Annotated in this window: 22 protein-coding genes; 6 read left to right on the top strand and 16 right to left on the bottom strand. The window is 66.4% G+C overall.

Annotation, left to right across the window (positions count from 1 at the left end; all coding sequences use genetic code 11):
• Positions 1-33: 33 nt before the first annotated feature.
• Positions 34-1164: a glycosyltransferase family 4 protein gene (locus tag ABUE31_RS05145; RefSeq protein WP_367722410.1), complete on the bottom strand. Its 1131-nt coding sequence runs from the start codon at positions 1162-1164 to the stop codon at positions 34-36.
• 20 nt (positions 1165-1184) lie between these two features.
• Entirely contained in the window at positions 1185-1748 is a 564-nt protein-coding gene (locus ABUE31_RS05150; protein ID WP_367722411.1) for a polysaccharide biosynthesis/export family protein, read from the bottom strand.
• A gap of 217 nt (positions 1749-1965) precedes the next feature.
• Between ABUE31_RS05150 and ABUE31_RS05155 the strand changes: the two genes are divergently transcribed.
• On the top strand, positions 1966-4506 hold the full coding sequence (locus tag ABUE31_RS05155) for an exopolysaccharide transport family protein (RefSeq protein WP_367722412.1): 2541 nt from the start codon (positions 1966-1968) through the stop codon (positions 4504-4506).
• 6 nt (positions 4507-4512) lie between these two features.
• Here ABUE31_RS05155 and ABUE31_RS05160 read toward each other — a convergent pair whose 3' ends face one another.
• Entirely contained in the window at positions 4513-5715 is a 1203-nt protein-coding gene (locus ABUE31_RS05160) for a GNAT family N-acetyltransferase (RefSeq protein ID WP_437344069.1), read from the bottom strand.
• Between the two features lie 127 nt (positions 5716-5842).
• Complete coding sequence (locus ABUE31_RS05165) at positions 5843-6058, bottom strand: DUF2842 domain-containing protein (RefSeq protein WP_367722414.1); 216 nt, start codon at positions 6056-6058, stop codon at positions 5843-5845.
• A gap of 138 nt (positions 6059-6196) precedes the next feature.
• On the opposite strand from ABUE31_RS05165, the gene ABUE31_RS05170 reads away from it, so the two are divergent.
• Complete coding sequence (locus ABUE31_RS05170) at positions 6197-7300, top strand: COX15/CtaA family protein (RefSeq protein WP_367722415.1); 1104 nt, start codon at positions 6197-6199, stop codon at positions 7298-7300.
• A gap of 32 nt (positions 7301-7332) precedes the next feature.
• Here ABUE31_RS05170 and ABUE31_RS05175 read toward each other — a convergent pair whose 3' ends face one another.
• The 10 genes from ABUE31_RS05175 to ABUE31_RS05220 all read right to left on the bottom strand — a co-directional run bounded on the left by ABUE31_RS05175 (position 7333) and on the right by ABUE31_RS05220 (position 15631).
• Entirely contained in the window at positions 7333-8172 is an 840-nt protein-coding gene (locus tag ABUE31_RS05175) for an FkbM family methyltransferase (protein ID WP_367722416.1), read from the bottom strand.
• A gap of 86 nt (positions 8173-8258) precedes the next feature.
• Positions 8259-9185 (bottom strand): N-acetyl-gamma-glutamyl-phosphate reductase, encoded by a 927-nt coding sequence (gene argC, locus ABUE31_RS05180; RefSeq protein ID WP_367722417.1) that lies wholly within the window; start codon positions 9183-9185, stop codon positions 8259-8261.
• Between the two features lie 30 nt (positions 9186-9215).
• Positions 9216-10214: an agmatinase gene (gene speB / locus ABUE31_RS05185; RefSeq protein ID WP_367722418.1), complete on the bottom strand. Its 999-nt coding sequence runs from the start codon at positions 10212-10214 to the stop codon at positions 9216-9218.
• 127 nt (positions 10215-10341) lie between these two features.
• Complete coding sequence (locus ABUE31_RS05190) at positions 10342-11262, bottom strand: esterase-like activity of phytase family protein (protein WP_367722419.1); 921 nt, start codon at positions 11260-11262, stop codon at positions 10342-10344.
• A gap of 17 nt (positions 11263-11279) precedes the next feature.
• Positions 11280-12083: a polyphosphate polymerase domain-containing protein gene (locus tag ABUE31_RS05195; protein WP_367722420.1), complete on the bottom strand. Its 804-nt coding sequence runs from the start codon at positions 12081-12083 to the stop codon at positions 11280-11282.
• Positions 12061-12642 carry a DUF4956 domain-containing protein gene (locus ABUE31_RS05200; RefSeq protein ID WP_367722421.1) on the bottom strand — a complete coding sequence of 194 codons (582 nt, stop codon included), beginning with the start codon at positions 12640-12642 and terminating at the stop codon, positions 12061-12063. The genes ABUE31_RS05195 and ABUE31_RS05200 overlap by 23 nt, the downstream gene beginning before the upstream one ends.
• 462 nt (positions 12643-13104) lie before the next feature.
• Positions 13105-13578 (bottom strand): 30S ribosomal protein S9, encoded by a 474-nt coding sequence (gene rpsI / locus ABUE31_RS05205; protein ID WP_367722422.1) that lies wholly within the window; start codon positions 13576-13578, stop codon positions 13105-13107.
• Between the two features lie 2 nt (positions 13579-13580).
• A complete protein-coding gene (gene rplM, locus ABUE31_RS05210; RefSeq protein ID WP_367722423.1) occupies positions 13581-14045 on the bottom strand; it encodes a 50S ribosomal protein L13 in 465 nt (154 codons plus the stop codon).
• 277 nt (positions 14046-14322) lie between these two features.
• Positions 14323-15015, bottom strand: coding sequence for an outer membrane protein (locus ABUE31_RS05215; protein ID WP_367722424.1), 693 nt, complete (start codon positions 15013-15015; stop codon positions 14323-14325).
• A 166-nt stretch (positions 15016-15181) separates the two neighbouring features.
• Complete coding sequence (locus ABUE31_RS05220; protein ID WP_367722425.1) at positions 15182-15631, bottom strand: PaaI family thioesterase; 450 nt, start codon at positions 15629-15631, stop codon at positions 15182-15184.
• A gap of 141 nt (positions 15632-15772) precedes the next feature.
• Between ABUE31_RS05220 and ABUE31_RS05225 the strand changes: the two genes are divergently transcribed.
• From ABUE31_RS05225 to ABUE31_RS05240, 4 genes are all read left to right on the top strand, one after another.
• Positions 15773-16591, top strand: coding sequence for an enoyl-CoA hydratase (locus ABUE31_RS05225; RefSeq protein ID WP_367722426.1), 819 nt, complete (start codon positions 15773-15775; stop codon positions 16589-16591).
• A gap of 46 nt (positions 16592-16637) precedes the next feature.
• A complete protein-coding gene (locus ABUE31_RS05230; RefSeq protein ID WP_367722427.1) occupies positions 16638-17159 on the top strand; it encodes a CoA-binding protein in 522 nt (173 codons plus the stop codon).
• Positions 17160-17315: 156 nt separating this feature from the next.
• Positions 17316-18599, top strand: coding sequence for an O-acetylhomoserine aminocarboxypropyltransferase (locus ABUE31_RS05235; RefSeq protein ID WP_367722429.1), 1284 nt, complete (start codon positions 17316-17318; stop codon positions 18597-18599).
• 62 nt (positions 18600-18661) lie between these two features.
• The gene (locus tag ABUE31_RS05240) at positions 18662-19006 is read left to right on the top strand and encodes a cupin domain-containing protein (protein WP_367722430.1); all 345 of its coding nucleotides are present in this window, start codon (positions 18662-18664) and stop codon (positions 19004-19006) included.
• Here the strand turns inward: ABUE31_RS05240 and ABUE31_RS05245 are convergent.
• Complete coding sequence (locus tag ABUE31_RS05245; protein WP_367722431.1) at positions 19003-20262, bottom strand: cytochrome P450; 1260 nt, start codon at positions 20260-20262, stop codon at positions 19003-19005. The two genes, ABUE31_RS05240 and ABUE31_RS05245, sit on opposite strands and share 4 nt — an antisense overlap.
• A 127-nt stretch (positions 20263-20389) precedes the next feature.
• Positions 20390-20587: a hypothetical protein gene (locus ABUE31_RS05250; RefSeq protein ID WP_367722433.1), complete on the bottom strand. Its 198-nt coding sequence runs from the start codon at positions 20585-20587 to the stop codon at positions 20390-20392.
• Positions 20588-20711: the final 124 nt, after the last annotated feature.

Here is a 20711-nt window from a genome sequence, read left to right on the forward strand (position 1 = left end):
AAGAGGCCTAAGAAACCCTTCAACCGGGGCGCTTCAGCGCGCAAGCGCCCCGAAATAGGCGCGTTCGATCTCGGCGGCCATGGCGTCGGCGCCGAAACGGCGCTTGAGGACGGCCGCCTCTGGCATCTGAGCGGCGAATGCGGGCAAGTCCGCGAGCGCTTCGGCCATCCGGCCGGCAAGATCGGCGGCGTCCGGCCGAACGACGGCAGGCGAGCCGGCGCCGAATATTTCGGGGATGCCGCCGACCGCGGTGGCGATGACGGGTTTGCCCGCGGCGAGCGCCTCCAAAACGATGTAGGGCATTGCCTCGGCGCGTGACGGGACGACGACCGTTCGGGCGAGTGCGAAGGCCTGTCGCGCCGGCATCGGCGGAAGGAAGCGGATGCGCTCCGCCAGGCCGAGTCGGGCGGCCTGCGCCTTGTAGAGGGGCAGGCTCTCGCCGTCGCCCACCATCACCGCGCCTAAGTGGCGGCCGAGCAGCGCCTCCGCCTGCGCCAGCGCGTCGATGAAGAGGTCGGGCCCCTTCAGGTCCCGCATCATGCCGATATAAAGAAAATCGGCGGCATCCGCCGCCGCCGCAACCGATTCGAACTCGCCCGCCCGCAGGCCGTTGTAGACGAGACCGCTCGGCCGGTCAGGCTTGCCGACCTTGCGGTGATAGGCATTGCGTTCGAAGTCCGACACGAACAGAGTGTAGTCGGTGAAGCGCGCCATCAGCCGCTCGATCGTGAAGAACAGCCTGCCGGTCGCCGTCTTCTCGTCGTAGTGCAGGCTGCCGCCATGCGCTGTGTAGAGGCGGGCTACGCGAAACCTGAAAACCCGCAACAGTGAGCCGAACACGCGCGAATAGACGCCGCCCTTGGCGCCATGTCCGTGCAGGACGTCCGGCTTCAATTCCTTGATCAATCCGTATGCCCGCCACGCGGCGGCGAGGTCGCCCGGTCCGATGTGGCGCTGCATGGGCGTTCTGGAGACGCCGAGCGCGAGGCTGGGCTTCATCTGCTCGAACAGCTTCTCCTCGAACGCGCCGCCGGTCGTCGAATCGCAGACCACGCCGACCAGATGCCCTGCCGCCGCCTGTGCTTCGGCTAGGTCTCTCACATGGCGGAAGATCCCGCCGACGGGCGACCTGAAGCAGTGGACGATCCTGAGAGGCTGGGTCACGGACGGTCGGCACTCATCGCTCAGAACAGGCGCTCGCGCACGTAGACCGTGTCGCCCGGCAGCAGCGGGTCGGTGGTGCGAACGCGACCGGTGATGACCTTGCCGTTGATGTCGCGCGTGATGTCGACGCTGTCCTGGTTGGCGCGCGCCGAGTAGCCGCCCGCCATCGCCACCGCCTTCTGCACTGTCAGGCCGGGCACGTAGGAGTACTGGCCGGCCGAGCCGACTTCGCCCATCACGAAGACCGGACGGTAGCGATCGACCTCGACCGAGACGTCGGGATCGCGCAGGTAGCCCTGGCGCAGCTTGGTGGCGAGCGTGGCTTCGATCTGCTGGACCGTGTGGCCGCGCGCCGGCACCGCGCCGACAAGCGGGAAGGCGAAGTAGCCGGACTGGTCGACGCTGTAGGTGTTGGTCAGCGCGTCCTGCTCGAACACGGTCACGCGGATGCGGTCGCCGGCGCCCAGCCGGTAGGGCTGGTCAAGCATTTCATGGAATGCAGCGGGGGCAGGGCGATAGCCGGAGCAGCCGGATAGGATCAGGCCGGCCAGCAGCACGTTGGAGATGAGCGAAAGCCGTGTCATGAAATGCGCGAACCTTGGGTATGCATGCCGGACATGTTTCCGGCGGCCTTTCGGACGTGGCTCCGTTATCGACCTGTTAGGGTTAATGGGCGGTAAAGTCCCTCCGCGTTTCGCCTTGGGAGCGGCGGTTGTGCCGACACAACTGGCGGATGCGTCTTAACGGCTGGGTTACCATAGATGTTTACCGTGCGTTTCCGTTAGTTCGGAGCATGGACGCATGTCAGGCGCATACCCGTCGGCCAACGATATCGACGTCGACCTCGGAAGGCTGTTCGGCAGCCTGCTTTCGTATTGGAAGCGCATCCTGTTTGTCGCGCTCGCCGTCACCGGCCTTGCGCTGGCCTTTTCATTGACCGCAACGCCGCTCTACCGCGGCGAGACCCGCATCCTCATCGAGCCCCGGGAATCGGTGTTCACGCGGCCGCAGACGGGCGCTGCGGACGACGCTCCGCTCCTCGACGAGGAGGGGATCACCAGCCAGGTCGAGGTCGTCACCTCGACCGATCTCCTGAAGGCGGTGGCGCAGAAGCTGGACCTCGCGCGCCTGCCCGAGTTCGACGAAGCCGCCAACATGTCGTTCCTCAAGCGGCTGATGGTCGTCGCCGGGCTGAAGGGCGATCCGAACGAGGTGCCGCCGGAAGAGCGGGTGCTCAGGAAATTCCGCGAGAGCCTTGAGGTTTACAGGGTCGAGAAGTCGCGCGTCATCGTCATCGTGATGTCCTCGTCGGACCCCAGGCTCGCCGCCGAAATCCCGAACACGCTGGCCGACGAATACATCGCGACGCAGGGCGCGGCGAAACTGCAGTCGAACGCCGAGGCGACCGACTGGCTGGAGCCCGAGATCGCGAGCCTGTCGAGGCGGGTCAAGGAGGCCGAGGCGCGGGTGGCGAGCTTCCGTGCGCAATCGGACCTGCTTGTCGGCCAGAACAACTCGGTGCTGGCCACGCAGCAGTTGTCGGAACTGTCCAGCGAGCTGTCGCGGGTCAGGGCCGCCCGCGCGGCGGCGGAGGCGAACGCGTCGAACGTCCGCGCCGTGCTCGACTCCGGGGCGTCGCTCGACGCGCTGCCGGATGTGCTGTCGTCGCAGCTTATCCAGCGCCTGCGCGAACGCGAGGTCCAGTTGAGGGCGGACATCGCCGACCTCTCGACCACGCTGCTCGACAATCACCCCCGCATCCGGGCGCTGCGCTCGCAGCTTTCGGATCTCGATCGCCAGATCCGCGCCGAGGCCCGCAATGTGTTGAGCGCGCTGAGCGCAGAGGCCGATGCCGCCAGGTTGCGCGAGCAGCAACTGGTCGCCGACCTCAACACGCTGAAGGCGGAATCGGCGCGCGCCGGCGAGGAGGAGGTCGAACTGCGCGCGCTCGAGCGCGAGGCGAACGCGCAGCGCGAGCTGCTCGAATCCTATCTGGCCCGCTACCGCGAGGCTTCGTCCCGGCGCGACGGCAACTACCTGCCTGCGGACGCACGCATCTTCTCGCGCGCCATTGTTCCGGCCGAGCCGTACTACCCGAAGCCCCTGACGGTCGCGCTGGCCGCGTTTATCGGCTCGCTGCTGATGATGGCCATCGTCACGTTGCTGCAGGAACTGTTCTCGGGACGCGCGATGCGGCCCGCGCCGGGGTCCCGGCTCGACCTTGAGGACGCGCAGCCGGAAGCGGTGGCGCACGACGTCGAACCGGTCGTGGAGCGGCCGTTTGTCCCTGCCGCGGACGACGCCATGCCGGCGACCGGCGAACCCGCCCGCGCGCCTGCGGAGCCGGAACTGCCCGCCGTCGTTGTCGTGGCTGCGGATGCCGACGCCGTCGCTCCGGACGACGCGGCCGTTGCCGACCCGGTTCCGCCGGCCGCCGAAACCGATACCGGGATCGACGAGGCAGCCGCCAAGGCCGAGCCGATCCGGCTCGAGCCGCTGCCCGAGATGCGGGTGCGGCGCGAGTCCTTCAGCGAGGCCTGGGCCAGGCACCGCAGGATGATGGACGCGGGGCAAGGCGAAACCGGCGTTGAACCGGCCGACGACGCGACTGGGGCCGGGCGGCTGGCGGCCGATGAAGAGGAAATCGAAGAAGGACGTAGCATGCGCAATCCCTTTGCCCGCTGGATATCCAACGACAATCCCGAGTCGGCTGCGCCTGGATCGGCCGAAGCCGCCGGGCAGCATGTCGGGGAGGTCGGCATCGAAAGCGCGGCGGAACTGCTCATCGCCGGCGGCGCCACCCGGGCGATCTTCGTCTCGCCGGAGGGCGATGACGGCGCGGCGGCGGCGGTGATGGTTGCGCGCGAAGTTTCCGACGCCGGCTTGCGGGTGCTGCTGCTCGACCTGACGGCGTCCGGCGCCGCGTCGCGCCCCATGCTCGGCAGCGTCGGCTATGCGGGGATCACCAACCTGCTGGTCTCCGAAGCGCAGTTCACCGACGCGATCCAGCTCGACCACTACTCGGAGTGCCACGTCATGCCCGTCGGCACCGCCGACCCCTTGCGCGCGATGAAGGCCGCCGACCGGCTGCCCGCGATCATGCAGTCGCTGACCGGCGCCTACGACGTGGTGGTCGTCGAGTGCGGGGCCGCGGATGCGGACGGCATCCGCCGGCTGATCTCCGACGGAACCGAGATCATGGTCAGCGCGATCGAGCTCGACGACGAGACGATGGCGACCGCGGAGGAACTTCGGGCGCGCGGCTACGGACGGGTGATGCTGGTCTCGCCGCAGGACTACGGCTCTCCGGACGGACCGGTGCCCGGGCGCTCCGTAGCCTGACGAGGCTCAGTCCTGCGCCGTCTGGTTTCCGGCGGCGCTGCGGCGGAGCATCTTGGCCAGCCGCCACATCGCCGGGCTGTTCTTGACGTAGGATTTCGCCGCCGCCTTCATCTGCAGGGCGCCAGCCAGGATGCGGCCCTTCGGGGTCAGTGGCACGGCGACGTCGAAATGCCGCGTCTCGATCTCGCACCACAACCGCTTGTAGGGCTCGTCGCCGACGCTGAAGTCGAAGATTTCAAACCCTTGGCGACCCGCTTTGCCGATGTTCTCGAAGAAGAGGAAGTCGCCGGGGCTTGCATGCGCGAGTTCGTCCTTGGCGATCGCGCCGAACTCGCAGACGATGCGTTTGCCGGCGCGCGCCGAGCCGGTGACGGCGCGCAACGTACCGCCGACCTCCAGCGCATGCAGGACGAATGGCGGCGGATTTTCGCGCAGTGCGTCGAGAAACAGCGAGCGGAAGAAGTTCTGCACTTCGACGTCACCGAACACGTTGGCGATGCCCATGTTCCGGAAGCGGAATTCCTTCATCGCGAAGAACGCGTCGAGCAGGCGCGAGACTTCCTCGGGCGTCGACGCCTCGATCAGGCGGAAGCCGCCGGCCGCCTCGAACTTGCGCATCTGCGAGCGGTGCTTCTTCCTCTTTCGTTTGCCGCTGACGCGCGAGAGCAGGGCGTCGAACCCGCCTTCGAGGTTGGCGGCGAGCGCCAGGTTCGGGCTCGGAAAGTGCGGGAACCGGAGAAGCGGGTTCGGCAAGCCGTCGAGGTCCGGCAGCAGCCGCTCAAGCACGAGCGCGTCGATGTCGGGTCGCGCGGCCCGGATCGCCGGCAGCATGGCCTCGATCTCGATACTCGCGGTCGCATCCGGAACGAGAAGCGGAAAATTGCCGTTGGCATGGCGCCCGCCCATGAAGCGGGCGATCCGGAACGGACCGGAGCGGATGACCTCGAGCGCCAGCGCACAGGCCGGTCCTCCCTCGGCCTCGAGAACCGCCAGGAAGCCATCGGGGCCCGTGGTGGCCACCCATTCCTCGATCCAGAGGGCGCTTTGGGGAGGGGCGCATACGCCCCGGCGCGCCAGTTCGGCGTAGGCCGAAAGGCTGTCGCGCGACAGGACGGACACGGTTGGCCGCGGCCGTCCGCTTTGCGGCCTGCCGGCTGGTCTATCGGAGTTCGCCGATTGGCCGCCAGGGGACATAGCCGCGTCAATCATCCTTCATGTGAAGAAGCGTGGATACACAGTGGCGCGATGTCGCGTTCGCGTTGCCAAGACGGGCTAGGCTAGGCGCAAAAGGTGAACGAATGATCGACGGGCAATCCGGCCGGATGGCGCCGGCCGGTCAGTTGCCGGGTCGCGGCGGCAGCATCAGCCATTTGATGACGCCCATCGCAGGCAGGATCCAGAGAACCCCCGAGATCACGAAGAAGGCGAGGTGTGCGAGCGGCCCCGACTCCGACAGCCGAGCCACGGCCACCGTCATCGCCACCAGCGCGTAGACCACGACGAGGGCGACGAGCAGGATGGTGCCGATCAGCTTCTTCACGCGAATGGACATGGTCGCTCCTTCGCCATGGGCATATTGCCTCGCGGCCGACCGCGCAACGCCCGATGCGCCGCGCGCGCGGCGGCGCGACGGCATGTCGCGAGGGTCGCAGCCTTGCACGAACGCCTGCGATGGTCCACCAATCCGGCCATGAACCAGACCCTTGCAGCCGACGACGCCGGCGCCGTGCGCGGCGAAAGCGTACGCCTCAACGCGAACCGTGCCCTGGTGCGCGGCTGGCTGTATCTGGTCCTGCTCATGCTGTTTGCCCTGGTGCTGGTCGGCGGCGCGACCCGGCTCACCGATTCCGGCCTGTCGATCACGCAGTGGAAGCCGATCCATGGCGTGATCCCGCCGCTCAGCCATGCCGAGTGGCAGGAGGAGTTCGACCTCTACCGGCAGATCCCGCAATACCAGCAGATCAACAAGGGCATGAGCCTGGCGGAATTCCAGTACATCTTCTGGTGGGAGTGGGCGCATCGCATCCTGGCGCGGGGCGTCGGTTTCGTCTTCGCGCTTCCGCTGATCTTCTTCTGGGCGACGGGCCGCGTCGAACGCGGGCTGGCGCCCAAGCTGGTCGGCCTGCTGGCGCTCGGCGGCCTGCAGGGAGCCGTCGGCTGGTGGATGGTTGCATCGGGCCTCGTCGAGCGCACCGACGTCAGCCAGTACCGGCTGGCTATCCACTTGACGCTGGCATGCGCGATCTTCGCGGCGATCATGATCGTCGCGCGGGGGCTTGCGCCGCATTCAGAGCCTGCCGCCGATAGCGGCACGCAGCGCTTTGCCGGATTCCTCGTCGTCGCGGTGCTCGTCCAGATTTTCCTGGGGGGGCTGGTCGCCGGAACCGACGCCGGGCTGAGCTTCAACACCTGGCCGCTGATGGACGGCGCGGTGATCCCCGGCGACCTGCTGCTGCTCGAGCCTGTTTGGCGCAATTTCTTCGAGAACGTGAAGACGGTGCAGTTCGTGCACAGGGCAGGGGCCTATGCGCTGCTCCTGCTCGCCCTCTGGCACATGATTGCGGTCCGTCGCCGGTTGCCCGGCACCACGCATGCGCGCCGCGCCCTCGTGCTCTTCCACCTCATGCTGATCCAGGCGGCTATCGGGATCGCCACCCTGCTGCTGCACATGCCGCTGCACTGGGCGCTGCTGCATCAGGGTTTCGCCCTGGTCGTGCTCGGTTTTGCGACGGCGCACTGGCGCGGCACGAAGGGCGCCTATCCGCTGCCGACGGAGATCAGGGTCGCGCGCTGACGCCGTCGCGAGCCGCAACCGATGCGGCCTGCCTACGCGAACAGCAGGTCGACTTCGTCGCGGTAGTCGGCCGGGTTGAGCGTCGGGATCGTCCGCCATTCCGGCTCGCCGTCACCGATGCGCGCCCAGCGCCGGTAGCCCGACAACATATCTATCGGGAAATTGGCGAGAAGCGGCCTGCGTTCGACCATCAGGGGCAGGTCCGGGAGCGATGGCCAGCCGGCCAAAACCTCGGCCTCGAATCCCTCGACATCGATCCATGCGAGGCCGAGCGCGCTCCTGTCCAGGCCCATCCCTGCCAGCACGGACTCCACGGTAACGACGTCCACCTCGATCGTTTGCAGTCCCCGTTCATAGGCAAGGCTGTGGCCGCCGCCGTTGTGCCCCGACACGGACAATGTGGCGCGGCCTTGGGCCGCGCCGGCGGCCGCCTCGACGACGGTGGCGCGGTCGGTGAGGTTGTTCAACGCGAGATTCGCGCGCAGCAGCGCGGCATTCTTCGGGTGCGGCTCGAAGCAGACGGCTCGTTCGAAGCCGCCGAACATCAGCGCATAGACCGTCTGGGTGCCGATATTGGCGCCGACGTCGATGAAGGTCTTCCCCCTCGTCGGCAGGGCGTCGAAGACCCGCTGCGTGCTTTCCCGAAACCATCCGCCCGAGTTGCGGATCGTTGCGCCGATGACGAGGTCGCTCGGGTCGAATGCGAGGCGGTGGTCGGCGCAATCGACGACGATCGCATAGGCTTCCGCCTGGAGATGCCTGCGGAATGGGCGCGAGTTCATCAGGGGTTTTACAATGAGGTTGTCCCTGATATCGCGCAGCGCCCGTTCGCCGCGCCGCAGCGTTTCGCGAAAGCCTCCGCCCTGTGTCATACGTCAATCGGCCCCGGCTGGCCGCGAGCGGCGACCACCGCCGTCGAGCAGCACTGCATCGGTCCCCCCTTGTCGCTGCTGTTTCTCTACGTCCCCAGCATGATGTCCATGTTCTGGACCGCGGCGCCGGAAGCGCCCTTGCCGAGATTGTCGTAGACGGCGACCAGAAGGGCCTGGGCCTTCTTGTCGTTGGCGAAGACGTGAAGCCGCATGCGGTTGGTGTTGTTGTATGTTTCCGGGTTCAGCTCAGGCGTCCGCTCGATCGCCTCGTAGGGCGCGACCTCGACGACGGAGTGCTCCAGGCCGGCATAGTGATCGGCGATCGCTGCGTGCAGTTCCGCGCCGGTCGGCACATGGTTCAGCGCGGCGAGTTGCAGCGGTACCGCGGTGACCATGCCCTGGGCGAAGTTCCCGACCACCGGCTGCATCATCGGGTCGCGCGACAGCCCGGCATAGAGCCTGAACTCCGGCACGTGCTTGTGCTGGAAGGTCAGGCCGTAGGGCAGGTAGTCCGGGGCGCCGTCGCCCTTCGCCTCGTAGTCCTCGACCATCTGGCGGCCGCCGCCGGAATAGCCGGATATGCCGTTCATGGTGATCGGAAAGCCGGCGGGGACGAGGCCTGCCTTGACGAGCGGGCGCAGCGTCGCGATCGGCCCCTGCGGCCAGCAGCCGGGATTGGCGACCAGCTTGGCGGCGGCGATCGTCTTTGCCTGCTCGCGGTCCATCTCCGGAAAGCCGTAGGCCCAGCCGGCTGCGACGCGGTGCGCCGTCGAGGCATCGATCACGCGGGTGTCGGCGTCGCCGATCAGCGCGACGCTTTCGCGCGCGGCGTCGTCGGGCAGGCAGAGGATCGCGATGTCGGCGGTGCGCAGGAAGTCGGCGCGTGCCTCGGGGTCCTTGCGGCGCTCGACCGGGATCGACAGCACGTCGATGTCGTTTCGGTCGGCGAGCCTGGCGCGTATCTGCAGGCCGGTCGTCCCGTGTTCGCCGTCAATGAAGATCTTCGGTTTCATTTCAGTCGCAACAATCCATCGAAATCAAGGCTATATGCCGGCCGCGTGGTTCGCTTCCGCGCCGTTTTGGCCCAACGCCTCCTGGCGCGCAAGCCGCTCGGCGAGCAGGCCGAGATAGTGCATCGCGACGGTGGCGCCGGCGATCGCGGTTATATCGGCGTGATCGTAGGCCGGCGCAACCTCGACGATGTCGGCGCCGACGATATCCACCTGGCCGATCTGGCGCAGCACCGAGAGCATCTTGGCTGTGGACGGGCCGCCGGCGACCGGCGTGCCGGTGCCCGGCGCGAAGGCAGGGTCGAGGCAGTCGATGTCGAAGGTGACATAGGCCTTCTTCCCGCCGGTGCGCTCGACGATCGCATAGGCGATGTCGGCCGCGCGCATCTCCTCGACCTCGTGGCCGTAGATGATCTTGATGCCGCAATCCTCTGGCGCATGGGTGCGGATGCCGACCTGGATCGAACGGTCGGGATCGATGACCCCGTCTTTCACAGCCCGCGCCACGAAGGAGCCGTGGTCGATGCGCTTGCCGTCGTCGGGCCAGGTGTCCTGGTGCGCGTCGAACTGCACGAGCGCCAGCGGGCCGTGGATCGCGGCATGCGCCTTCAGGAGGGGCCAGGTGACGAAGTGGTCGCCGCCGAGCGACAGCAGGAAGCCGCCTGACCTGAGGAGTTTCGCCGCCTCGCGCTCGATGGTCGCCGGCGTCTTCTGGTGGTTGCCGGTGTCGAGCAGGCAGTCGCCGTAGTCGACCACGGCCATCGTCTCGAACAACTGGCGGTCGAACGGATACTGCGGATCGTTGTCGAAGATGGCCGCGGCGCGCCGGATGGCCTGAGGCCCGAAGCGGGCCCCGGGCCGGTTGGTCACCGCGGCGTCGAAGGGGATGCCCCAGACGATCGCGTCCGCGCCTTTGACGTTCTTGGTGTAGCGGCGACGCATGAAGGACAGCGCGCCGGCATAGGTCGGGTCGTCGGCGCGGCCGGTGGTCCTGGTCGCCGTGAAGGCGTGGTCAATCGTGCGTGCGGGCATGCGCCACCCCTCTGTCTGACAGCAAGGGCAACGTTATTCGACATTCTTCTCATAAATGCGACCCCCTATCGCGGGGGAACGCTCGCGCGGCGGGGAGCGGTCGCAGCCGCCCCGCCGCGCACCGGGTTCAGGGGGTGATCGTGAACAGCACGAACGTCGTCGGCGGGGTGTCGCGCTTCTTCTTGTCGGTGGCGGCGACATAGAGGTCGCCGGACAGCCTGGTCATTCCCTCGAAATTGTCGTCGAAGGCGGGACTGTCGGTGGCGAGATCGACTGCCTGGCAAGCCACGGCGCCGCCGCAACCCGACAGGTCGACGATGCGCAGCCGCGCCGTGTCCGGCCCGCCCTTCTGGTCGCGCGTGCGTTCAAGCACCAGCATCCGGCCGCCGCCGATCGGCTCGATCGCCTTGAGATTGCTGCGTTTCGGCTGGAACGCCTGGAAGGTCCAGCTTTTCCCGTCGAGGGAATAGATCGAATGCGTGTCGCCGGGCTGGTCGGCCATCGGTTCCTCCGGCGCCGTGACGATCCCGCGTTCGGGGTCGTAGGCGACCGCTTCCAGCCGGCTGTTGTCCGCATTGTATCGGCCGGGGTCGGCAAGCGCCTCGGGAAGGGTCAGCGTCTCCCCTGGCGTGCCGTCCGGCCCGAATCGTTGCAGCGAAGGACCGTCCTCGAAGGCGATCAGCAGTTCGCTGTCGCCGGCCTTGCCGTTGTCTCCGCCCGAGACCGCCAGGCCCTCCGCGTTGACGAGCCCTGCCGCCGCGCCGGAAAGCCGCGTCGCGAAGACGGCCTCGACTGCCTGGATGCCGCTGGCGTCGTAGGTCAGGCGGAAATGATGCAGGATGCCGTCGTCGGAGACGGCATAGAGAAGCTTTTCGTCTTCGTCCCAGGCAAGCCCGGACAACTCGCTGACGGTCACGCCGTCATGGCCGCGCTTCGGGGCCTCGATGCTGCCGAGCACGCTCAGCGTCTCCGAGGCGGCGGGGACGGCGGCGGCCAGCGCCGACGCCACGGTGAGCAGGAGCCCGGCGGCGGTGTGCGTGTAGTTCATTGCTGTTTCTCCTTTTGTCACGCGACGGCCATAGCCGGGCCGGGGCGCATGCCGCCGAGCTTTCGAAGGGCCGGCAGGAAGCGGTTGTGCTTGGTGCCCTCGTTGAGCAGGGCGACCCCCATGCAGTATTTCGAGCAGTGCTTCGTCGGGTGCTGGTGCAGCGCGCGCAGGACCCGGTCGGCCATGCCGTTGCCGTTGGCCGACTTCGTCTCGACGATGAACAGGTGGCTGTCGACCGCGTGCGCCGCTTCGGGCGTGAAGAAGCGCAGCCCGCTGTCGATCGTCATGCGCTCGCCGCCTTCCTTGGCCACCAGCGTCATGCGCCGGTAGCGCATGTCGATGACCCGCGACAACGCGTAGGGAAACGTAAGGCCGTAGAGGTCACGATACGCATCCTCGATGTGGCCGAGCGCGGTCGCGTCGAGATGGCCGAACATCGCGAGGTCGTGGGCGAAGCGCTTCTTGACGGTGACCCCGCGCTTGTCTTTCAGCTTCACCTCGAGGAAGCAGAGGCCGGCCTCGACATAGCGCCGGATCCTCACCTTGGCGCGCCGCCGGCGGCCCTGGTGATGGTCGAAGTAGCTCTGCCAGCCATCGTCGTCGAAATAGCAGGTCTCGTAGGTGAAGGCCCGCCGGCCATCGATCTCCAGCACGTCGAACTGCGTCGCCAGGGATTCGGCGGCATGCCGGAGCGTCGCGATCTCGACGACATATTTGTTGTCCAGGCGCTCGAGCATCGCTGCCTTGGCGTTGAGGCCGCCGAGGCTGATCGGATCGAACAGGTGTTCGAAGGTCTGGTCAGTGCTTGCGATAGTAGACATTGAGCTTGGCCATTTCCGTGATGTAGTCGAGTTGCAGGACCTGGTAGGACAGGACGTCGACGCCGAGACGCTCGGACAGGTCGGCGCGCATCGCCACCGGGTCCGACAGCAGCGTGAGCTGGATCTTGTCGAGCGACACCTTCGCGCCGCTGACGGACTGCAGCATCCTGGGGTGGTCGACGATGTAGGCGCCGGTCAGCACGAGCCCGACCACCATAGCCGCGAAGGGCAGGGTGGTGCCCTGCACCGAGCAGATGACCGCAATGGCGACGCTGCCGAAGAAATAGGTCATCTCGGTCTTGGTCAGCGGCTCCGAGCGCAGCGTGAACAGCGCCAGGATGGCGAACAGGCCGAAGCCGGCTGCGACACCGAAGTCGACGGCCGACAGCACGGTCAGCACGCCGAACACCGAGATGTTGAACAGCGCGGCGGCGGTCACCAGTTCCTTGTCGCGATAGCGCCGGTAGTACATGCCGAACATCAGGATCGACATTCCGGCGATATCCATGCCGAAGCGAAGCAGTTCCGGCACGAACGGGTAGTTGAGCGCGGCGATCATATCGACCTCCCGCGCGGCTGGAAGAAACTGCGGTCAGAACCGAGGAAGGCGGGACGCGATCCGGCGAACGCCGGTTCCCGGGCTATCGATCTGGGTGGTCTCATCGTGTGCTCTCCTGCTGCTCTCGTGGAGCGATTGCAGAGAGAAGAACGGGCCAGATCGTGCTCTATTCCGTGGCGCCGCGCACTTTTTTGCGCATACCTTTAAACTTAGAAAAACTGTTTGATATCAGTAAGTAAGAGCAAGACGCAAAAGGCGTTGTTGACGAATTCGCGACCGCTTGATGAACGCCGCCGGCTAATCGCCTCGATCGAGGCGCGGACGTGGCGGGCCGGCGATCGGGCCTTTTTCGACCTGCAGGCTGCAAGGAGCTGGCTGCGTCTGCCTGCCCGGAGCCGTGAACGAAAAAGGGGCCGCCGAACGGCAGCCCCTTTTCCTCGGCGCGTGAAACGCCCGATGCGATTAGCGCTTCGAGAACTGGAAGCTGCGGCGGGCCTTCGCCTTGCCGTACTTCTTGCGCTCGACCACGCGGCTGTCGCGGGTCAGGAAGCCGCCCTTCTTGAGCACGGCGCGCAGGCCCGGCTCGTAGTAGGTCAGCGCCTTGGAGATGCCGTGGCGCACGGCGCCCGCCTGGCCCGACAGACCGCCGCCGATGACGGTGGCGACGATGTCGAACTGGCCGTTGCGGTTGGTTGCGACGATCGGCTGCTGCAGGATCATCTGCAGGACCGGACGCGCGAAGTAGGCCGCGAATTCCTTGTCGTTGACGGTGATCTTACCGGAGCCCGGCTTCACCCAGACACGGGCGATCGCGTTCTTGCGCTTGCCGGTGGCGTAGGCGCGGCCCTGCTTGTCCAGCTTCTGGACGTGGACCGGAGCGGCGGGCTGTTCGGCCGCAACCGTGCCGAGGTCGGCGAGGGAGGTCAGGTCAGCCATGATTACTTGGCCCTCTTGTTCTTGGAGTTCATCGCCGCAACGTCGAGCGTCTCGGGCTGCTGGGCGATGTGCGGATGTTCGGCGCCGGCATAGACGCGCAGGTTCTTCATCTGGCGACGGCCGAGCGGACCGCGCGGGATCATGCGCTCAACCGCCTTCTCGACGACGCGCTCGGGGAAACGGCCCTCGAGCAGCTGGCGCGCGGTGCGCTCCTTGATGCCGCCGGGGTGGCCGGTGTGCCAGTAGTAGACCTTGTCGGTGTACTTCTTGCCGGTGAACGCGACCTTGTCGGCATTGATGACGATGACGTTGTCGCCGTCGTCGACATGCGGGGTGAAGGTCGGCTTGTGCTTGCCGCGCAGGCGGTTGGCGACGATGGAGGCGAGACGGCCGACGACGAGACCCTCGGCGTCGATCAGCACCCACTTCTTCACCACATCCGCAGGCTTCTGCGAAAAGGTTGTCATGGTTCTACTCTCTGTTCGGACCTTGCCGCACGAGGCGGAAAGGCGTTTCTTGTTGCTTGGCTTGGCGGCGGATCCGCCAAATGAAACGGCGGCCCCGAAAGGCCGCTTTTCCAGACGCGCTTATAGGCGAGCGCGTGTGGCAGCGTCAAGCTGGCGTGTTTCTGAAAAACCCATGTAAAACAATAAGTTGCGGTTGTGGTAATATTTTACCACAACCGGTGACTGGCCTGCGCCCGTCCGATGCGTGCAGGAATCAATGTCTCTGCAGGCAATCGGGTCAGAATTTGTAGGAAATGCCGAGCCGGATGTCGTTGGTCTTCAGGTCGACGCTATGGGTCGGAAAGTTGACGGTTCCCGCGTAGTCCTCGCTGCCATAGTCCGAGTAGCGGTATTCCGCACGCCCGATAAGCCGGTCCGTAAACGCATACTCCGCGCCGACGCCGATCGTCCAGCCGACAAAGGTGTCGCTGCCGGTGCCGGCGCTGGCATTGGGAGAGGAGAAGCCTTCGTGGTCGACGTCGGCGAAGGCGACGCCGCCCGCAACGTAGGGCAGGAAGCGGCCGGCGGCGTAGCCGAGCCGCGCGCGCAGGGCCGCGGTCCAGTTGACGTCGACCTCGATGCTTTGGCCCGGGAGCGGGACCGGCGAGGCCAGGCCATCGCCGTCATGCAGGTCGGCGAAGGCGAAGTCGCCCTCGACGCCGAGGACGACGCCGTTGGCAAGCTGGGCGTTGTAGCCGAGATAGACGCCGCCGAGCACGCCGTCCGGTTCCGGATTGGAGGTGACCGGAATGGTCGAGAAATCCACGTCGCTGTCGCCCCAGGCGTAGCCGATCTGGGCGCCGACATAGATGCCGGACCAGTTGTAGGAGGTGTCGACGACGACGACCTCGTCGACCACGGCGTCGGCGCCAAATGCGCTGCTGCTGGCGGCAAGAAGAATTGCTGCTGCGAGTAATTTCGTCGATTTCATCTTTTAGCCCTGCCTGAAATATCAACGACATACATAGCATGTAAGCAAAAGGTGCGCAGTTACTTGTCTGCAACACTTTTGACGCAAACAGCCATGTCGTCATAGAGCCGGGCGAAAAGTATGACTGGTATGGAGACTTCAAGCAGAGCGCGGAGTGTGCCGGAATTCAGCCCTGCTTCGGCGGGATAGAATAGGTGCCGGTCGCGTGCGCGACGGTCCGACCGTCCGGTCCGGCCACGATGTCGATATCGAAGACCATCAGGTTCCTGCCGAGCTTGAGGATGCGGCAATGGCCGTCGAGCGGTCCTGGCCCGGCCTTTCGGACGAAGTTGATGTTGAGGTTGGTGGTGACGGACATCGCGTCCGGCCCGCCATGCGAGAGCACGCAGGCATATCCGCCGATATCGGCAAGCGTGAACAGGGTGGGGCCCGATACCGTGCCGCCCGGTCGCAGGTGCCGTGCATCGGCGTTCAGCCTGACCGTGCAGCCGCCCGCGAACACGTCGGTCACCTCGTAGGTGCGCGTACCGGAATTCAACTCGGGGTAGGCCTCCGCCAGCAGCGCATTGATCTGTTCGGCGTCGAGCAGGGGTTCGATATCGGCCTGTCCGGGCATTCTTCCTTCCTGAACTGCAACGGCGCTTCGGCCGGCGAATTGTGGCGAAGGCGCACGCCCGGACAATCGCACGCGGCGGGGTTCCATGGTAGCCTGCCCCTATGGGATAAGGCAGCCGACTGCACGGATGGAGATTCAGGAATGGCCGACATCGTTTCGCTGAGGCATGAGGCCGACGCTGACGCCGCTTCCCATGACGGCGGCGGCATCCTCAGGATCACGCTCGACAATCCGCCGGCCAACCTGCTGTCCCTCGAGGTCATGCGCGACATGCAGGCCGGGCTCGACAGGGCGCGCGACGACAGCGCCGTGCGCGTGGTCGTGATCGCCGCTGCCGGAAAGATGTTCTGCGCCGGCCACGACCTGAAGCAGATGACCGCCCGCCGGGCCGACGCCGATGGTGGCCGCGCCTACTTCGAGGAAACCTTCGCCACCTGCTCGCGGCTGATGCAGTCGATCGTCAGGCACCCCAAGCCGGTGATCGCCGAAGTCGACGGCATCGCGACGGCAGCCGGCTGCCAGCTTGTCGCGTCGTGCGACCTCGCGGTCGCCTCCGACCATGCGACGTTCGGCGTCAACGGCATCAATGTCGGGCTGTTCTGCACGACGCCCGGCGTCGCGCTGGTGCGCGGCCTGAAGCCCAAGCACGCGATGGAGATGCTGTTGACCGGCGAGATGGTCGACGCGGCCGCCGCCAAGGAGTTCGGGCTGGTGAACCGCGTGGTGCCGCGGGAGTATCTCGGTCAGGTCGTGGCGAAATACGCCCGCACCATCGCTTCGAAATCGCCGTCGACGCTGGCGCTCGGCAAGGAAGCCTTCTACCGGCAGGCGGAAATGGGGCTGGCTGACGCCTATGACTATGCGTCGCGCGTGATGGTGGAGAACCTTCTCGGTGGCGACGCGAGGGAGGGGATTTCGGCCTTCATCGAGAAGCGCAAGCCGGAATGGAAAAGCGAATAGCCGCCGCTGCTTGCTGCCGTCCCGCGCAACCGCTAACACGCCTCGCATGAATCACGATCACTACGACGACGCCTACATCTCCGGCATCCTCAATTCGGTAAAGACCATCGCCATCGTCGGCGCGTCGGCCAACGACGTCAGGCCGAGCTTCTTCGTGCTCAAATACCTGCTGAACAAGGGGTTCGACGTCTATCCCGTCAACCCGGGGCAGGCCGGCAGGGAGATTCTCGGACGCAGGGCCTATGCGCGCCTCGCCGACATCCCCGCGGCGATCGACATGGTCGACATCTTCCGCGCGTCCGACGCGGTTCCGGCGATCGTCGACGAAGCCCTGGCTCTCGACCCCCAGCCCAAGGCGATCTGGATGCAACTGACCGTTCGCCACGACGAAGCCGCGGCGAAGGCCGAGGCGGCCGGCATCCACGTCGTCATGAACCGCTGCCCGAAGATCGAGTACGGACGCCTGTCCGGCGAGATCGCCTGGAACGGTATCAATTCGGGCGTGCTGTCGTCGAAGCGGCCGGTCATGCGCGGCGGTTTCCAGAGCTTCGGCATCCGCCAGAAATAGCCTGCAGCCGCCCTGGAATAGGATTCCGGCAAACGCGCGTCCTGTATCCGGCCAGTTTCATATTCGGGCGCCACGCGACATTTTCTGCTTTGCATTGTGCCGTAGGGTCACCCAAAGATAGCCACCGATTTGAAAAAGCAGCATTGGAGAGGAAACATGTCCCAGCACATTCCGGGGTTCAACACGCTTGCCGTCCACGCCGGCGCCAAGCCTGACCCGGCGACCGGCGCGCGCGCCACGCCGATCTACCAGACGACGTCCTACGTGTTCGACGACGCCGATCATGCCGCCTCGCTGTTCGGCCTGAAGGCGTTCGGCAACATCTACACCCGCATCATGAACCCGACCCAGGCGGTGCTTGAGGAGCGCGTCGCCGCGCTCGAGGGCGGCACGGCGGCGCTCGCCGTGGCGTCGGGCCACGCGGCGCAGTTGCTGGTCGCCCACACGCTGATGAAAGCAGGCGAAAACTTCATCGCCGCGCGCCGCCTCTACGGCGGGTCGATCAACCAGTTCGGCCACGCCTTCAAGAGCTTCGACTGGGAAGTGCGCTGGGGCGACACCAAGGACATCTCCACCTTCGAGAAGCAGATCGACGACAAGACGAAGTTCATCTTCGTCGAAAGCCTCGCCAATCCGAACGGCGAGTTCGTCGACCTCCAGAAACTGGCTGACGTCGCCCACCGGCACGGCATTCCGCTGGTCGTCGACAACACGCTGGCGACGCCCTACCTAGTGCGGCCGATCGAGCACGGCGCCGACATCGTCGTCCACTCGCTGACCAAGTTCATCGGCGGCCACGGCAACTCGATCGGCGGCATCATCGTCGATGGCGGCACGTTCGACTGGTCGAAGTCCGGCAAGTACCCGATGCTGTCGGAGCCGCGCCCCGAATATGGCGGCGTCGTGCTGCACGAGACGTTTGGCAACTTCGCCTTCGCAATTGCCACCCGCGTGCTCGGCCTGCGCGACTTCGGCCCGGCCATCTCGCCGTTCAACGCCTTCCTGATCCTGACCGGGCTTGAGACCTTGCCGCTGCGCATGCAGCGCCACTGCGACAACGCACAGGCCGTCGCCGAATGGCTGTCCAGGCATCCCAAGGTCTCCTGGGTTTCCTATCCGGGGCTGCCTGCCGACGCCAACAACGGGCTGCAGAAGAAATACTCGCCTTCCGGCGCCGGCGCCGTCTTCACCTTCGGGCTGAAGGGCGGCTACGACTCGGGCGTCAAGTTCGTCGAGGCGCTGGAGCTGTTCTCCCACCTCGCCAATGTCGGCGATACCAAGTCGCTGGTCATCCATCCGGCGTCGACCACGCACCGCCAGCTGTCCGACGAGCAGAAGACGCTGGCCGGCGCGGGTCCCGACACGGTGCGCCTGTCGGTCGGCATCGAGGACGCCAGGGACATCATCGCCGATCTCGAACAGGCGCTGGCCAAGGCCTGACCGGCAATGCAGAATGAACCCCGGCAGGGCGACCTGCCGGGGTTTTTCTTTGGAGGAAGCGGATGGCGAATTTTCTGGAGATCGACGCCGAGCTTGTCGATCCCGAGCACGGCGCGCCGGCCGAGGATCGTCTCGTTTCCGGCGACCCGAAATTCCGGACCTGGAATCTCGACGAGGCGCCCGGCGGCATCTACGCCGGGGTTTGGGAGGCGACGCCCGGCAAGTGGCGCATCGAATATGACGAGTGGGAGTTCTGCCACATCCTCGCGGGCGTCTCGGTGGTCGCCGAGGACGGCGGCGAGGCGCGCACGGTGAGCGCCGGCGACAGTTTTGTCATCAAGCCCGGCTTCAAGGGCACCTGGGAGGTGCTGGAGACGACCCGCAAGGAATATGTGATCCGGCTCTAGACGCCTGTCGTCACCATCAGGCGTTCCAGCCCGTGGAAATGCCAGCTGTCGCGGAAGCGCGGCTCTCCGGCGAGGGCCAGGTTCGGCAGCCGGTCGAACAGCACGCCGAGCGCCGCCTGCAGTTCGAGCCTCGCCAGCGGCGCGCCGATGCAGAAATGGATGCCGGCGCCGAAGGAGACGTTCTTCTGGTCCGCGCGACCCGGACTGAACGTGCCGGGATCGCTGAAGGCGGCGGGGTCGCGGTTGGCCATGCCGAGTAGCAGGCCGAGCTGGTCGCCCGATTTCACCGTGACGCCGGGCGCGATTTCCAGGTCCTCGTAGGTGTAGCGCGCAAAATAGTGCAGCGGCGCGTCGAAGCGCAGGCATTCCTCGACCGTTGCCGCCGTCGCATCGGCGGAGGCGAAGAAGCGCCTGGGGTCACCGCCCTGCTGCAGGATCGCGCGAACCGCGTTGCCGGCCTGGTGGACGGTCGCTTCGTGGCCGGCGTTGAGCAGCAGGATCGCGGAGGAAACCAGTTCGTCCTCGGTCAGCTTCTGGCCGTTCTCCTGGGCCGAAATCAGCAGCGACAGCAGGTCGTCCCCGGGCGCCTTCTTTCGCTCGGCCACGTAACCGCGCAGGAAGTCGGAGAATTCGCGCGCGGCGCGATCCGCGGCCAGTTCCGTCTCGCGGGTGCGGCCATGCGTGTACATGGCGACCATGTCGTGAGACCAGTCGAGCAGCTGTGGCCCCATCGCGACAGGGACGCCCAGCATCTCGGCGATGATGGTGATCGGCAGCGGCGTGGCGAAGGCCGGCAGCAGGTCGAACGCCTCGCCGGCGGGAAAGCCGTCGATCAGTTCGTGCGCCAGCGCCTCGACGCGCGGCCTCAGCCTTTCCACCTGCCGCGACACGAAGGCCCGGTTGACGAGCGTGCGCAGCCGCGTGTGGACCGGCGGCTCGAGTTCCAGCATCGAATGCGCCTCGATCGCGTCGAAGCTCTTGAGGTGCGATCGGTCCTGCCCGGCGCCGCGGCTGTCAGGGATGCCGGCGGGGTTCTGTCGGCCCAGCCGGCGGTCGCGCAGCAGCCGGTTGACGTCGTCGTGGCCGCCGAAGCACCAGTGGCCGAACTGCTCCCAGAAGAAGGTCGAGCCCTGTTCGTGCAGCCAGGCGTAGGCTTCATAGGGGTTTTGGTAGAACCGAGGCTCGCGCGGATCGAGCCGCAGGCGCCGCGTCGTGGCGTCGAAGGAGAGATAGGGGGGCGGCTGAAGCGGCTGCATGGGGCCGCTTACCGCCGGAGCGCGCTGCTGTCACCAGCGATGTTGCCGCTCCCGCTGCGGAAGGGGAGGGCGCAGGTCGTGGTGCAACCAGGCAGAGGATCTGTCGTCTGCGAAATCGTCCGCGGGATCAGGCCACGCGGCGCATCGGTTCCGCGCCGGCGGTTTCGCGCAGCACCGTATTGCGCAGCGCGTCGAGGGTCATTCCGTCGAAGACCGCGAGCAGCGCATTGGCCGTCGCGCCGTCGAGCGAGGCCCAGCGTCCGCCCTGCGTCTCCTGAACCACGACCTGCCCTCCATCCAGCCGGTAAAGCGGATACTGTTGCATGACGCGTACTCCCCTACGTCGGATCCCAGCCTGCTACCCTGCGCCATTAGGGAGCGGGGTGCTGTAGCCCTGCCGCAACAGCTCGGGCAAAAATTCACCCGGCGCGGATTGACTTGCTTCGCGG

This window comes from Mesorhizobium marinum (assembly GCF_040813675.1).
Lineage (GTDB): Bacteria > Pseudomonadota > Alphaproteobacteria > Rhizobiales > Rhizobiaceae > Mesorhizobium_K > Mesorhizobium_K marinum.

What these genes read in the sequence shown, in the direction of transcription:
- ABUE31_RS05150 (WP_367722411.1), bottom strand. Translation starts at nt 1,748, where the DNA reads ATGACACGGCTTTCGCTCATCTCCAACGTGCTGCTGGCCGGCCTGATC.
- ABUE31_RS05155 (WP_367722412.1), top strand. Translation starts at nt 1,966, where the DNA reads ATGTCAGGCGCATACCCGTCGGCCAACGATATCGACGTCGACCTCGGA.
- ABUE31_RS05160 (WP_437344069.1), bottom strand. Translation starts at nt 5,715, where the DNA reads ATGATTGACGCGGCTATGTCCCCTGGCGGCCAATCGGCGAACTCCGAT.
- ABUE31_RS05165 (WP_367722414.1), bottom strand. Translation starts at nt 6,058, where the DNA reads ATGTCCATTCGCGTGAAGAAGCTGATCGGCACCATCCTGCTCGTCGCC.
- ABUE31_RS05170 (WP_367722415.1), top strand. Translation starts at nt 6,197, where the DNA reads ATGAACCAGACCCTTGCAGCCGACGACGCCGGCGCCGTGCGCGGCGAA.
- ABUE31_RS05175 (WP_367722416.1), bottom strand. Translation starts at nt 8,172, where the DNA reads ATGACACAGGGCGGAGGCTTTCGCGAAACGCTGCGGCGCGGCGAACGG.
- argC (WP_367722417.1), bottom strand. Translation starts at nt 9,185, where the DNA reads ATGAAACCGAAGATCTTCATTGACGGCGAACACGGGACGACCGGCCTG.
- speB (WP_367722418.1), bottom strand. Translation starts at nt 10,214, where the DNA reads ATGCCCGCACGCACGATTGACCACGCCTTCACGGCGACCAGGACCACC.
- ABUE31_RS05190 (WP_367722419.1), bottom strand. Translation starts at nt 11,262, where the DNA reads ATGAACTACACGCACACCGCCGCCGGGCTCCTGCTCACCGTGGCGTCG.
- ABUE31_RS05195 (WP_367722420.1), bottom strand. Translation starts at nt 12,083, where the DNA reads ATGTCTACTATCGCAAGCACTGACCAGACCTTCGAACACCTGTTCGAT.
- ABUE31_RS05200 (WP_367722421.1), bottom strand. Translation starts at nt 12,642, where the DNA reads ATGATCGCCGCGCTCAACTACCCGTTCGTGCCGGAACTGCTTCGCTTC.
- rpsI (WP_367722422.1), bottom strand. Translation starts at nt 13,578, where the DNA reads ATGGCTGACCTGACCTCCCTCGCCGACCTCGGCACGGTTGCGGCCGAA.
- rplM (WP_367722423.1), bottom strand. Translation starts at nt 14,045, where the DNA reads ATGACAACCTTTTCGCAGAAGCCTGCGGATGTGGTGAAGAAGTGGGTG.
- ABUE31_RS05215 (WP_367722424.1), bottom strand. Translation starts at nt 15,015, where the DNA reads ATGAAATCGACGAAATTACTCGCAGCAGCAATTCTTCTTGCCGCCAGC.
- ABUE31_RS05220 (WP_367722425.1), bottom strand. Translation starts at nt 15,631, where the DNA reads ATGCCCGGACAGGCCGATATCGAACCCCTGCTCGACGCCGAACAGATC.
- ABUE31_RS05225 (WP_367722426.1), top strand. Translation starts at nt 15,773, where the DNA reads ATGGCCGACATCGTTTCGCTGAGGCATGAGGCCGACGCTGACGCCGCT.
- ABUE31_RS05230 (WP_367722427.1), top strand. Translation starts at nt 16,638, where the DNA reads ATGAATCACGATCACTACGACGACGCCTACATCTCCGGCATCCTCAAT.
- ABUE31_RS05235 (WP_367722429.1), top strand. Translation starts at nt 17,316, where the DNA reads ATGTCCCAGCACATTCCGGGGTTCAACACGCTTGCCGTCCACGCCGGC.
- ABUE31_RS05240 (WP_367722430.1), top strand. Translation starts at nt 18,662, where the DNA reads ATGGCGAATTTTCTGGAGATCGACGCCGAGCTTGTCGATCCCGAGCAC.
- ABUE31_RS05245 (WP_367722431.1), bottom strand. Translation starts at nt 20,262, where the DNA reads ATGCAGCCGCTTCAGCCGCCCCCCTATCTCTCCTTCGACGCCACGACG.
- ABUE31_RS05250 (WP_367722433.1), bottom strand. Translation starts at nt 20,587, where the DNA reads ATGCAACAGTATCCGCTTTACCGGCTGGATGGAGGGCAGGTCGTGGTT.